Consider the following 13,769-nt stretch of genomic DNA (forward strand, 5'->3'; position numbering starts at 1 on the left):
CGACGGTTTCAGAAGGAGCGCTGCGATGATTCAGTGCATAACTTCAGAACAAGCGTCATTGATCTTATGGACGGGCACAGATCTTCAAGGTCATATCCAAACGTCAATCAAACTAGAACCACCAAATCAATGAACATCAAATCAATCAACAAAATATCAGTCAGCTCAAAGTCACTTGGTATTATGATAATATTCGAATAAGCTCAATCTCATCTTGATTAAGCGCCTGGATAAACGCTGCTCCATCAAGCATTTTGCGGAAACCAAACTTCAATGCGAGTTTCTTTTTCCAGGCCTTTTGTTGCATACTCCAAACATCAAGCATGCCACAACAGCATATGCAGTAAGCTACACGATAGCGACGACAGAGCATTGCCGCTCTTAGCAAATTGGTTTCCCACACACCATGAATGTGTACAAAATCTGCTGAACGTATAAGGGAGGACATTGCTTTTGCGGCGCGATTACCCAAAAACTTCTCACGTATATCGGGCATTGCAAGCAGGAATGTCCGCACCTTACTAAAATCGGGGATCGCAGCTGTGGCTTTTACAGCGCGATAATTGATTTCATCATCACTATAACTGACTATAGTCACGTCGTGCCCGAGAGATGCCTGAGCTGCAGCAAGACGAACGACGACCGCTTGCGGACCGCCTTTAGCGGGGTCGAATGACCCAATGACATGGACGATCTTCATGAAGCTTCACCCATCGAGAGTTGTGACAAGGCTTTGACCAACCGTTCGCCGTAGCGCAAAACGGTGAAATCGCTCGCTCTTTCGCGTGCATTCTCACTCATCCTGAACAGTGTCATGGGATTACTCGAAAACCGACGAAGGATCTCGACGGTTTCATCAACATCACGGATCGGGACGATGTATCCATCTATTCCGTGGCGAACAACGCTTCCGGTATTCTCAGTACAGATCACTGGAAGACCTGCGGCGAGAGCCTCGTAACATGCTGTTGCCGATCCTTCGCACAATGAAGGAAGATAGAAAACGTCCGCCCATTCAAACTGTGATCGCATTTCGCTGCGCGGTATTGGACCTGTCAGTTCAACGGCCTTTTTAAGCTGTTCATACGCTTCTGGCTGGATATCGACTGGTCCAACCATACGAAACTGAACCTGTCCATTGAGCTTTCGCGCGACCTCGCCCACATAGGGTGAGCCCTTTCTAAGCCCCACCGCACCAACGGTTAAAATCCTCAATGGTCCCGGTTGACGGGCCCTTGGACTGATCGAAAAGCGATCATCGACACCATAGGGCACTACGACCACTTTTTCGGGCGCACAGCCCGCTTCTATCACGTGTTTTGCTACAAAATTCGACGGACATATCACGGCGTCTGCGATCTGCCATTCGGCCTTTTCTCTTGCGGCGAAGGCTGCGGCATTCTCATCGTCAGTCGCCGATACTTGCCAGCCTGGATTTAGAATTTCCTCCTCACACGCCAACTGATCGACAACGCCACGCGGCGCAATCATTTGTTCAACCGCGGTCCAGAGACCCTGCTTTTTTGCCGCGCGCAAAAGTTCGAGTGCTTCTCCACTGAACGCATAGACCCCGCTTGCACCATGAAAGCCCTTGGCGGCGACCAGTTTACCAAAGGTCTCACCCGCCCATATCGCATTGGCAGTGGACCGTGGGCCTGTCTGGTTGGCCAGTCTTCGCATTGCCGAGTGGAGGCCAAAAGTCGGGAAAGTTGTCATATTCTCTTGAGGAATACCCTGCGGTGCACGCCCTACCAGTCGCCGCACTGCAGTTGGCAACACCGTGGAAGGCAACCTATTGAGAAGCCTCGGCCATCCCTGCAAGGCGCAAATATCAGTGTAAAAATGTGCGAGCCTCTGATGATTTGCAAATATGCGAGGCACCGCATAATGCATTCGTGCGCCCAATTGGCTTACGACAAAAGAGCCTTCCATCACATTTTCTCCGCATGAAACCGCCGGTCGAGAACCGGCATTGCTGAGAGCTGGCCGTTCCTTACTATTCGGCCTATTGCTGACTGCCAGACGGCAGCGCCAAATTCGCGCGAATAAGCAGTTTCCATGAGATAGCGTGCATTGTTTCCCATCGTGTTGCGATTGAGCTGTGAGTTTCGCAACAAAAGTATCGCGCTAATCAGCATCTCGACCTCACCCGGACACAACGACAAGCCGCAGTGAAAATCGCGCACAACAGTTGCTATCTCGCCGTCAGGGTCGCCAATGAAAATTGTCGGACGCGCAGCTGCTAAAACACCATAGAATTTGCTCGGCACAATACAGTGTTCAAGCTCAGGTTTCAGCGACACCAGATGAACATCCGCAGCTCCAAGGCTTTCTGAAAGCTGCTCCACCGGCTGGAAAGGTTTCATGACAACATTCGATAGTCTGCGTCGTTTGACTTCTTGTTCGACATAGGCGTGCTGTTGTCCTTCGCCAATCATCAAGAAAACGATATCCGAATTCGTTTGAAGCTGTTCTGCAGCATCAAGCACAGTGCTGAACTCGTGCGCCCGACCAAAATTGCCTGAATAGCCAATGACAAACTTTTCCTCCAGTCCCCATAGATTGCGCAACGCATTCTCTTCACGGTTCACTGGCAGGATTTCGTTTTTATCTGCCCAGTGATGAACCACTGCCAGATTATCAGAAGGTATGCCTTTTTCAGACAAGTAGTGTGCCATCTTCTCTATCGGGCAGATCGTAAGTGCGGATTGGCGCATCGACCAGTTGCGTAACGCAACAGCCAGTCTGCCGGATGCATTTTGGTGTTTCATCAATCCCAGTTCGATGGCCGTTTCGGGGAACAGATCCATGACCCAGTTAACGAGGTGCGCTCGTCGGAACCGAACAGGTAGTGCGGCAGAAACGGAAAGGAGTGGTGGATCAGTGCAAACCACGCATATATCGTCCTTTTTTGCGTTGGCAGCAAACCATGCCGCAGCCGAGAGATGAAACGTTGCATAGTCAATTGCCCGACCCGCAAGTTTCTTGCGACCAAAACCAGACGTCCATATTCGGTGGACATCGACACCCTCGATTGTTTCGCGCGCGGGTAAAACAGGTTTGCCATTTTCGTGGTAGTTGCGGCTGGCAACCACGGTGGTCTCTACACCTTCGCGCACCAGTTCATGTGCCAGGCTCGTCACCATCCGGCTCGTCGCGGATTGATCGGGATAAAAATACCTGTTTGCCAGAACCACACGCATGATTTTGATTTCCCATAGCTCGATCGGGTTTTGATCAGGATGGCAACACCATCTCCAATGTCGCAAGGAGCCCAATGGCATAGGGAACACAGACAGCGGGCGAGAGGCCTACCTCTTTTGTCTAAACAGGGCATGTTCAATGCAATTTGATGCTTATCCGAAGTGGGATACTTGGCGTCTGTATTACCGTTTTGAAGCCGTTTAGTCGGAGATCTAAATCGCTATCATGGCTGTATTTAATTCTGACCGGAGGGAAGACCTTGCAGGAAAAGACAGCTCTCATCATTGGCGTGACAGGGCAGGATGGCGCCTATTTAAGTGAGCTATTGCTCAACAAAGGCTATCGGGTACACGGTCTTAAGCGGAGGTCTTCTTCGTTCAATACGGCACGCATCGACCATCTTTATCAGGACCCGCATGAAGAGGATATCCGCTTTCGCCTGCATTTTGGCGACTTGACCGACGCAACCAATCTCTGCCGCGTTATTCAGGAAGTCCGCCCCGACGAGATTTATAATCTCGGTGCACAAAGCCACGTTCAGGTCAGTTTTGAAACGCCCGAATATACTGCGAATACAGATGCACTCGGCACTTTGAGATTGCTTGAATCGATACGCATTCTGGGGCTTGGCAATACATGCCGCTTTTATCAGGCTTCAACATCAGAACTGTTTGGAAACAGCTCACCATACGCACAAAGTGAACAAACGCCATTCGCCCCGCAAAGCCCATATGCAACCGCTAAGCTTTTTGCTTACTGGACAACAGTCAACTATCGTCAGGCCTATGGCTTTCATGCCTCCAATGGCATCCTGTTCAACCATGAAAGTCCTCTGCGCGGCGAAACATTCGTCACACGCAAGATCACACGCGCAGTTGCGGCAATTGAGCGAGGACTTCAGGAAAAGCTGCGGCTTGGCAATCTTAACGCCCGCCGTGACTGGGGTCATGCGCGCGACTATGTCGAGGGAATGTGGCGGATTTTGCAAGAAGATGTAGCTGACGACTATGTTCTTGCCACAGGAGAAACGCACACCGTGCGTGAATTTGTCGAGCTGGCATTTAACGCAGTCGATAAACAGATCGAGTGGGACGGTGACGGAGTCAATGAAATCGGTATCGACCGAAAATCAGGTAAATGTCTCATCGAAATAGATCCGCGCTATTTTCGTCCCAACGAAGTTGATTTCCTGTTAGGCGATGCATCCAAAGCGAAGAACAGACTTGGCTGGAAACATACGACGGAATTTGGAAATCTTGTCACTGAAATGGTCGACTGGGATTTGCGCAATATTATGCGGGAGGCTGGACGCAATGACTTCTACGGCTGATCACACGCCTCGTGCAGTCTACTCGCTTTCGGGGAAGAAAGTTTTCATTGCCGGCCATACCGGCATGGTGGGGTCGGCAATACTGCGAAGACTTCAATCTGTAGACTGTGAAGTCATTAGCATCGCCCATAGCGATCTTGATCTCACACGACAAAGTCCGACAGAGCAATATATCGCGCATCATAAGCCCGATGTCGTTATTGTGGCCGCAGCTCGTGTTGGTGGAATTCTGGCCAATTCACAATTCCCGGCGGACTTTCTCTACGACAATCTGACCATTGGCATGAACGTTATTCGTGCTGCACATTTATCAAATGTCGAACGCCTGCTTTGGCTGGGGTCAAGTTGTATATATCCCCGAGATGCTCCTCAACCCTTGCATGAGCAAGCATTGTTGACCGGAGCATTGGAGCCAACCAACGAAGCCTATGCAATCGCGAAGATCGCGGCCCTCAAATACGCACAGGCGTGCTCTCGCCAATTCGGCAATCGATTTATGACCGCCATGCCGACAAACCTCTATGGGCCCAACGACAACTTTGATCCTCATACATCCCATGTATTGCCAGCACTGATGCGCCGCATTCACGAAGCAAAAATCAATGGCAGTGATCATATTACGCTGTGGGGAAGCGGCACCCCATTGCGCGAATTCCTGCATGTCGATGACCTTGCTGATGCCTGTGTACATCTGTTGCGTTTCAGCGAGAGCATCGAACCGGTAAATATCGGTACCGGGGAAGAAATATCGATCAAAGAACTCGCTCTGACAATTGCGAACGTCGTCGGCTTCGAAGGCACATTCGTACATGATCTCAGCAAACCAGATGGAACGCCGCGTAAGCTCCTCGATACCTCACTGATGCATGCGCTTGGCTGGAGACCACGTATCCGTCTCCATGATGGTATCCGGGAAGTTTACCAGAACTGGGTTCAAAGCGTTACCGCACCAGTCGCGGCTTAAGCGACAACGTTCAATGTCGTTGCAACAACAAGAAAGGCGCTTCCAATTTATGGGAAGCGCCCTTCTTATTGAGGATCTTTGATAGGCTGCACTTACGAAGGTGAGCCCGTTAGTTTACTCATGTCCAACTCGATACGCAAAATATCACCAGGCTTGATCTCAGTGCGCTCGTTACCGACGATGTCCTCAAATGTGCCATTTACATTCCGACTGATTGTAAAAACCAGTTTCTGACGCATGTCAGACGATGAAATATTGCCTGAAGATTTGGCGATTTCGGCCATTGTTTGAAGTTGGGCATTGCTGCGCAGTTCCATACGGGCAATATTGAGATCCAGCTCCTGCAGACTTCCAGCGGCTTCGCTTTTGCGAACCTCCTCAAGATTGGCAATACGCTGTTGTACAGCCAGTTGATTTTGTCTTGCCCGGGCCAAAAACGATCCCAGCTCCAGTGCATCGCGCCGCGTTGCTGAAAGATCGCGCTCCATGTCACGAAGATTGGACTTTGCAGCGAGCCCACGGTCAACGAGTGATTTACTTGAATCGACATTTTCCTGCAGGAGTTGGATTTCAGCATCATGAAGTTTGATGCTCTGCTGGAGTGTCTGGATTTCATCTCCATAACTTGCTGACTGCGCTTCCAATGCCTGACGTTCGGCAGCGAGGTTATTACGACGAACATCGAAGAGCGTCTTTTCACCCTCTAACATATGCTGACTGAGCGCTGCGGCCTGCTTATTCGCCGGTGTAGAATCCGGTAATTCATACTTGAACTCCGTTCCGTTGAGTTCAGCCTGGAGACGGACCCTCCGGATATTCGTCGTCGTGATCTGCATTTGCAGATCAGCATATTCTTGTTGCGCAGAAATTAATTGCATACCGGCTGTGACTGCTGGCGCTTCACCTTTTCCAGCTCCCCCGCCCAAAGCCATGAGCTCAAGTGCCACCATCCCCGGACGAAACTCGTATTTACCAGGTGCCTTTACATCGCCGACAACAAATACGGACGCATACTGATTAATCACGGCAGTCACAGTCAGCCCCGGTATATGCTCGGACAGCGAGCTGGCGATCTTTTCACTGATTTGTGGCGTTGTCAGACCCCTGACATTGATGTTCCCCACAACCGGATAGCCAATATTGCCATCCACATCGACAGGGTAGAGCCCCGTCAGAGATGGCTGACCATAAACTGTGACCTGCAAAACATCATTGGGGCTGACGAGATAGGCCTGTCCTTGTGCCAAGACCCCATTGGGCGCCCCCACAGCGATAAATCCCGACAACAATGCTGCTTTAAAACGGGCACTCAGCCGGAAGTGATTAAGTCTGTAAACCATCTTATTGCCTCACGCCTGATCTTGCATTTTGTCAGCCCCGGCCTGATTGCGCCGCGTAATTGCCGCTCGCAGAAACCTGCTGGCTTTTCCGACGCCCGGACGAAAGTATGCAACAGCAATATTGATCCAGTTGCGATAGGATGTTGAAACCTGGTTGACGACCGCAAGTGCTGGCTTGCGTCCCAAAGACGCCATTGTTTGTATAAGCGCCAGATTCGCATGCTGATCTTTTCGATCCGGCTGGACCACCAAAAGTGCGGTATCAGTCGCTCGGGACAAAAGAAGCGAACGCTTGTCCTCCATCACAGCCGGGAGATCCACGAGTATAATTTTATGGTCAGAACGAAGTTGGGCGATAAGATCTGCGAGCCATTCACCCTCTTGCAATTGTTTCCCAGGAGTTATGATATCAATTCCTGAACTGTGATCGTGTATGAGAGTTGCTCCGGATAATGCTTTGCCAAACGACGTTACGCCATATTCATTTTCAGGAAGTCCGAATGCCTCCGAAAGCCTCGACTGTCGGTTGGTTGCATCAATAACAGCCACAGCCATTCCCGATGCAGCAAACTGTTGTGCCAATGCTGTGATAAGCAGAGTTTTTCCTTCATTATCAGTCAGAGATACGACTGAAAGAGCAAGGGAATCCCGCCCGCGTGTCAGCAACCGCAAACGATCATGAACTGATTTGATTGCACGCCCGAAAGCGCTGGTTGGATCGAGCCCGCGATTGACAAGCACCGGAACTGTCAGCTGACGCGTCAACGGCAGCAGAGTCGCTGCGGGAATACCCGGCAGAATGAACGACGCCGTCTGAGCAGGACGAATTGTATCGAACGTTTCTCTTAAAACCGTGCCAAGGAGCGAGACCAGTCCACCAAGTCCCAAACCGAGTAACAGCCAGTTTGCAAGATTAGGGCTCGCCTTGGCCATTGCCGGCTCTGCAGCAGAGATCATTTGCGCTTCAGGTACAGCAATCCCGTCCTGTTCAATGAGCTGCTTATACCGGGTCAGATAACTCTCATAGACGGTTCTGCTGGCATTGGCTTCACGATCAAGTTGCACAGCTTTGACTTGAGCTTGATTGGCGTCTCCAAGTTCGGCTTCCGCAGCTTTGAGCGCTTCTTCAAGCCCTACCCTGCGTTGTCGAGCGATTTGGATTTCATTACTGAGACTCTTTGTGATTTCATCAACCTGTGCCGAGATCTGTTGCTTGAGCGCGTCCCGTTCCGCAGTGAGAACAGGAATTTCCGCACTTTTCAAAGCACCATTAGACCTCAGCTCATCAAGCTGGCGCTCGACACGAGCTTGTTCGTTGCGAAGTGTCTGGATCGCTGGTGAGGCTAACACTTCGGTCATCGCCGGCGCTTCATTATTTGTTTTCAAAGACTCCGCCGTGCGAAGCCTTGCCTCGGCGAGCGATACCGCACCGGTTGCCGCAACGATTTCAGTGTTCAATGCCGCAACGCGTTGCGCCTGAAAACTAATCTGTCCCGGTTCTCCGGCGAGGCGCGACTTTTGTCTGAAATCTTCGGCGGCACGTTCAGCCTCTTCAAGGCCGCTACGCAACGTAACGAGCTTCTCACCAAGCCATTCACTAACGCGACGTGCTGCCGATTGTTGCACATCGATCTGATGATCCAGATAGGCCGTAACGAATGCATTGGCGACCTTTGCCGCATAAACAGGGTCGGAAGCACGATATGAAATGAATATCGTATATGATCGACCGTCGTTATTCACCCGTAGACGCGAAAGCAAAAGGTCGATCCGCTGACGCTCACGTGCTACGGGGTCTACATCACGTGCTTCGCGCTCCCTCGCCACATTATCGGATGCAGAAGAAAGCACGGTACGCGAACGGAACTCGGTCGGCACGACAATATTATCAGCTTGCAGAATATCTATGACCTTACGGGCCATCATGCGTGAACTGATAATATCAAGTTCAGAACGAAGAACTGGGCTGTCCTGAGGCAAAGGGGTGATAGCACTCTCATTTGGAAGTGCCTGCACACGTCGCATATCAAGCACCAGAACAGATTCTGAAACATAACTGACAGGCGCAGTCAGGTAGCCCGCAAATCCAATGCAAGCCCCTGCTACGACCGGTACAACAAGCAATGTTTTTCTGCGTTTTATGGTTTCGAGCAGGTCAGCCAGTGGCTGCCGCGCGTTTCCTGATGAAACGTCGGAGATAATCACAAAAAGTCTCCTTTATGAGAAAAGGCTCTGCGTTGTGACGAAGCTGTTTTACCGAACCCGTGAGGGGTTAATGGATGTCGGAAAAGGATGTTTCCGACGGAAACAGCTCGTTGATAATGCAGGCAACTTCTGTGCGATTAGACGCCTTCAGCTTCTTCATGATGTTGCGAATATGAACCTTAACAGTGCTTTCCCGAAGTTTGAGTTCATAGGCGATGATCTTGTTTGCCTTGCCACGACGCAAAGCATTGACAACCTCTGCCTGACGCTGGGTAAACATGCCCCCCAATGGCTGAAGTCGATGCGAATTCGGATCTGTCGCGTGTCGAAGAGCAAGCACGCTACTTGCAGGAACAAAGGTTCCACCAGCCATTGCCAGCCGTAAAGCCTCTACACATACATTCACATTGACGGATGTAGGAATATAGCCCCGTACACCATGATCGAGTGCCTTGAGAACCTGGGAGATTTCCTCCTTGTCCGCCAAAATGATGACCGGCGCCGGTGCACAGTCGTTGACGATACGGTTCAGATAATTGCCTACGGCAGGATCCGAAACTTTCTGACCACCAATATTGAACAGTACGGCGCTCACAGTACGTCCACGACGCTGATGCTGCCACTGTTCGAAGGAACTGAATGTCGCGATCGACATTTCGATACTGTGGTTGGTTAGCCCATGCGCCAAACATTCGCGATCCAACGCACGGTTGTCGATTATTACAAGTAATGGCAGTAAACTGTCGAAAGAATCTTCCGACTTAACTGATGCATCTTTAGATACAACCTGACTACTATTTCTTAATTCACTGTTCACGCCATTGAAATGCGGAGAAACGTTCATCTTTTCGCCCTCAAATCCGAATTATGCGCACAGCTCTTTCGTATTCATGTCACGATGACTGAAGCGCAACGGCCGCCTGTTTTTTGATTTCAGTGAGATATATTTCTAACCCCGTAATCAATTCTTATTTTTGCTTTTATTGATTAGAAGATTGCCCGAATTTTATCACAGTGTCATTAACCTAGATTAAGCACTTGCGGGAAATATGGTTTAGTAAAAGCTCAGATATCTACGCAATTAGTGGTAGAGATTACTACCTTGCCAAAACAAATGTGCTCCCCGACACTTAGTAGATCGCCCGCTCCTTAAGAAATCGGAAGGCGCGAGAATCAGGCAAACCATCATTTCTGCGGATATGTGCCAATGGCGGTCATGACTGACGACGCAAAAACATTTCGCCATTTCCTCGAAAGCCCGCCAATTGGTGCCGTCTTTGAGGAGAGCGATTTCGGCATCCTCAGCGCGCTTCCAGTGTCCATGAAAACTTACGCGCCGCATACGGTTGTCAGCAGTCAGGGCGACTGGGCCAACTCTCTCCATATCATAAGAGGTGGCTGGGGATGCATCTATCGCGACCTGGCAGACGGTGACCGCCAGATCCTCGACTTTCCGATGAAAGGCGACTTTCTCGGCTTTAGAACCGGAATCGGATTTAACTACTATACTTTGATCTCAGTCACTGAACTCGCAGTCTTTGAGCTTTCTCTCGACCATCTCACTGAATGTCTTGCGAAATCCCCGCGCCTCGCCATGACCTTCATGGAACTGATGGCCCGGCAACGCGCAATCCTTGTGGAACATATTATCAGTATAGGACGGCGTAGCGCTCTTGTTCGCGTGGCCCACCTGCTGTTGGAACTGGGCCATCGAGCACGACTGAACGGAACAGGAAATGAGGAGCGTTTTTTCTGTCCCCTCACACAATCCGAACTTGGTGATGCTCTTGGACTTACGCCGATACATATTAATCGAATGCTGCGTGAATTGCGCAGCGATGATTTGCTGACCTTTCGAAACAACACGGTTGAATTTCTCAACCGTGCTGCTCTGGTGCATATTTCCAGTTTCAATGAAGATTATCTCACAATGGAGATTTTCCCACGTTTCCGGACAAGCAGATAACTTAGATCAGCGAAATATAGGGCACGTTTTTCCTGGCAATTTCGTCAAAGGATTCTTCGTATCCTGCATCTGCATAACGAATAACGCCAAGCGCAGTATCATTGGTCAGCGAATGTTCGAGACGCTCCGCACCTTCAGGAGTACCATCGGCCACCACGGTTACACCCGCACTGGTCATGTAACCGGCGTAACCGCCACCACCGGAATGCACCACCACCAGATCGGCCATCGATGCGCAGAGCATCATCGCATCGATCAACGGCCAGTCCGCGATAGCATCTGAACCATCTTTCATGCCCTCAGTCATGATATTTGGATGCGCCATAGCCCCGGCATCAAGGTGGTCACGCGAAAAGGCTACAGGGCCTTTGAGTTCACCAGACGACACCATATCATTGACGCGTAGCGCCAACGCCGTGCGTTCACCATGACCAAGCCATGCGATACGTGCTGGCAAGCCTTCAAACGGGATATGCTCGCGGGCAAGCTTGATCCAGTTGGTGACGATCTGGTTGTCTGCAAACATTTCCAGCAACACATCATCAATCTTGGCGATGTCGCTTTCTTCACCAGAAGTCGCCATCCAGCGGAACGGACCAATCGCGCGGGCAAAGAGTGGACGTAGATAAGCTTCCGTGAAAATCGGAATGTCGAACGCGTTTTCGACGCCGCCTTCCTTGGCTTGCGTGCGGATCAGGTTGCCGTTATCAAACACTTCAGAGCCATTTTTCTGAAAGCTCAGCATTGCTTGCACATGCTCAACAATCGAAGCACGGCTTGCGGCCATCAGCTGGCCCTGACCGTCTTCGCGCAGTTCCCTGACGTGACCAAGGCTCATACCCTTTGGTACATAGCCATAAACGAGATCATGTGCTGAAGTCTGATCTGTGACGATATCCGGCACAATGCCACGACGCGCAATTTCCGGATAAATTTCAGCGGCATTGCCAACAAGGCCAACCGACAGAGCCCGCCTTTCCTTCACCGCCTGATCGATCATGGCAAGCGCCGCGTCGAGATCAGGGGCGATTTCCTGCAAATAGCCTATTTCCTTGCGCATGCGGGCACGCTCAGGATCAATATCCACACAGAGGATTGCAGCCCCTGCCATACGACCGGCAAGCGGCTGCGCACCGCCCATACCACCGAGACCAGCAGTCAGAATGAACCGTCCGGCCAGATCACCGTCGAAACGCTTCTGCGCAATGCGCATGAAGATTTCATAAGTGCCCTGAATAACACCCTGACTTCCGATATATTGCCACGCGCCAGCCGTCAGACCGCCCCAGCAGATAAGGCCCTTGCGCTGTAGCTCGTAGAAATATTCAGCCTTCGCCCACTGCCCGACAATATTGCAATTCGCCATAATGACAAGCGGCGCTTTGGCATGGGTTTTCATCAAACCCACAGGCTTGCCAGACTGGATGAGCAATGTCTGATTTTCATCCATTTCCAGAAGGGTCTTCACGATGGCGCGATGCGCAGGCCAGCTACGTGCAGCCTTGCCGAGCGCCGCATAAACGATCAGGTTTTCCGGATCTTCACCAACCGAGAGTACGTTTTCAAGCAAGCGCAGCAACGCTTCCTGCCGCCAGCCCTTGGCACGAAGCTCCGGACCACCCGGGATGGGAAAGTTCGGATGACGTGGATTTGCCTTTGGCATGGTTACTTCACTCCCTGCACGTATTTCGCAATTTCAATGCCCATCGCTTTTTCAACCGACGGATAGACAGTTGCATCCAACACGCTGGCTGAAAGCGGGATAATGTTCATCGGCACATGCAGGATGAAAATCTTCATGCCCTCGCGCAATTCGCCAACGCTTAAGGGATGGCCTTCTTCCGAAAGCGTGGTGATGACCGATGGGAAAGTTGCGACACGCTGGCCGTTCTTGTCATCCACCGCCATATATTCATTCATGACATGCAGCAGCACGGCCTTGTCACCTGTGCCGACTTTAACAGTGCCAATATCAAAGGCTTCCCTGGTATAGACCACGTTCTTTTCCGCGATCACGCCTTCGGCCAGAATATGACCGCCAGTGCTCTTGCAGATCGCATCAATCACCGCATGACCGCCCTTGGCTTCGGCAGCGACAATTGCTTCGCCAAGACTCAATGCCATGGAAATACCGCCAAGAGCCGCATGGGTGCGCACATATGAAGCGCGCAGCGGATTGCGGCAAGACGCAATGAAACCACCCGACTGATCAGACGCTGCACGCAGGATTGGCGAAACTTTCGCGGTAGCACCCTTCACCACCAACTCGATGTAGCGATTTTCCGAGCGATTGCCACCAACAGCGGTCTGGATCATCTGTTCCGGCGAACCGGCCATACCAATTGAGCCCATGTCACCGGTCGGATGCGCACGGATATCGCCCACCGCATCAACAACCTTGGTGCCGAGAATGGCTGATGGCAACCATCCATTGAGCGTCGAAGACTTGCCGTTCTGCCCGATGATCAGACCTTTGAGCGGCTCGCCCAGTTCCTTTTGCAACAAATCAACGGCCTTGACGTAATCAACGCCCTGCATTTCCCATGGAGTGGTCGAAGCCGGTGCGCCAATGGCAGCAGCTGTGGCAATCCAGTCATTATCATCAAGCTCATCAATGGAAACCAGTTCAGGCTTCCCGATACTCACCGCCGCATAACCCAACATACGGCCATGATCGGCCCAGCCACCGCCGCCAGCCGCGTAAACGGAACCGCCCTTGACTGCGGCTTCAACGTCTTTCTCAACGAGTATGCGTCCCAT

10 protein-coding genes and 1 pseudogene are annotated in these 13,769 nt (G+C 51.2%); 3 read left to right on the forward strand and 8 right to left on the reverse strand.

Annotation, left to right across the window (positions count from 1 at the left end; genetic code table 11):
- Positions 1-187 precede the first annotated feature (187 nt).
- From C9380_RS20685 to C9380_RS20695, 3 genes and pseudogenes are all read right to left on the reverse strand, one after another.
- A pseudogene (locus tag C9380_RS20685) lies at positions 188-700 on the reverse strand (glycosyltransferase); the annotation flags it as partial.
- Positions 697-1,932 carry a glycosyltransferase family 4 protein gene (locus C9380_RS20690; RefSeq protein WP_128094516.1) on the reverse strand — a complete coding sequence of 412 codons (1,236 nt, stop codon included), beginning with the start codon at positions 1,930-1,932 and terminating at the stop codon, positions 697-699. The gene C9380_RS20690 and the pseudogene C9380_RS20685, both read right to left, overlap by 4 nt.
- Positions 1,932-3,203 (reverse strand): glycosyltransferase family 4 protein, encoded by a 1,272-nt coding sequence (locus C9380_RS20695; protein ID WP_128094517.1) that lies wholly within the window; start codon positions 3,201-3,203, stop codon positions 1,932-1,934. The genes C9380_RS20690 and C9380_RS20695 overlap by 1 nt, the downstream gene beginning before the upstream one ends.
- Before the next feature lie 260 nt (positions 3,204-3,463).
- Between C9380_RS20695 and gmd the strand changes: the two genes are divergently transcribed.
- Both gmd and C9380_RS20705 read left to right on the forward strand, forming a co-directional pair.
- A complete protein-coding gene (gene gmd / locus C9380_RS20700) occupies positions 3,464-4,534 on the forward strand; it encodes a GDP-mannose 4,6-dehydratase (RefSeq protein ID WP_128094518.1) in 1,071 nt (356 codons plus the stop codon).
- Complete coding sequence (locus C9380_RS20705; RefSeq protein ID WP_128094519.1) at positions 4,518-5,498, forward strand: GDP-L-fucose synthase family protein; 981 nt, start codon at positions 4,518-4,520, stop codon at positions 5,496-5,498. The genes gmd and C9380_RS20705 overlap by 17 nt, the downstream gene beginning before the upstream one ends.
- 92 nt (positions 5,499-5,590) lie before the next feature.
- Here C9380_RS20705 and C9380_RS20710 read toward each other — a convergent pair whose 3' ends face one another.
- The 3 genes from C9380_RS20710 to C9380_RS20720 form a co-directional block, all read right to left on the reverse strand.
- Positions 5,591-6,838 carry a polysaccharide biosynthesis/export family protein gene (locus C9380_RS20710; RefSeq protein ID WP_100557782.1) on the reverse strand — a complete coding sequence of 416 codons (1,248 nt, stop codon included), beginning with the start codon at positions 6,836-6,838 and terminating at the stop codon, positions 5,591-5,593.
- Between the two features lie 9 nt (positions 6,839-6,847).
- Entirely contained in the window at positions 6,848-9,043 is a 2,196-nt protein-coding gene (locus C9380_RS20715) for a GumC family protein (RefSeq protein WP_128094520.1), read from the reverse strand.
- 67 nt (positions 9,044-9,110) lie between these two features.
- Positions 9,111-9,887 carry a response regulator transcription factor gene (locus C9380_RS20720; protein WP_100557780.1) on the reverse strand — a complete coding sequence of 259 codons (777 nt, stop codon included), beginning with the start codon at positions 9,885-9,887 and terminating at the stop codon, positions 9,111-9,113.
- Between the two features lie 363 nt (positions 9,888-10,250).
- Between C9380_RS20720 and C9380_RS20725 the strand changes: the two genes are divergently transcribed.
- The gene (locus tag C9380_RS20725; RefSeq protein WP_100557779.1) at positions 10,251-11,009 is read left to right on the forward strand and encodes a Crp/Fnr family transcriptional regulator; all 759 of its coding nucleotides are present in this window, start codon (positions 10,251-10,253) and stop codon (positions 11,007-11,009) included.
- Position 11,010: 1 nt separating this feature from the next.
- On the opposite strand, the gene ertB is transcribed toward C9380_RS20725, so the two are convergent.
- Together ertB and ertC are read right to left on the reverse strand one after the other, a co-directional pair.
- The gene (gene ertB / locus C9380_RS20730) at positions 11,011-12,672 is read right to left on the reverse strand and encodes a thiourocanate hydratase (protein WP_128094521.1); all 1,662 of its coding nucleotides are present in this window, start codon (positions 12,670-12,672) and stop codon (positions 11,011-11,013) included.
- A gap of 2 nt (positions 12,673-12,674) precedes the next feature.
- Positions 12,675-13,769, reverse strand: a complete 1,095-nt coding sequence (gene ertC, locus C9380_RS20735) for a thiohydantoin desulfurase (protein WP_128094522.1) — start codon at positions 13,767-13,769, stop codon at positions 12,675-12,677.

Origin of the sequence: Brucella pituitosa (genome assembly GCF_003049685.1) — a bacterium.
Taxonomy (GTDB): domain Bacteria; phylum Pseudomonadota; class Alphaproteobacteria; order Rhizobiales; family Rhizobiaceae; genus Brucella; species Brucella pituitosa.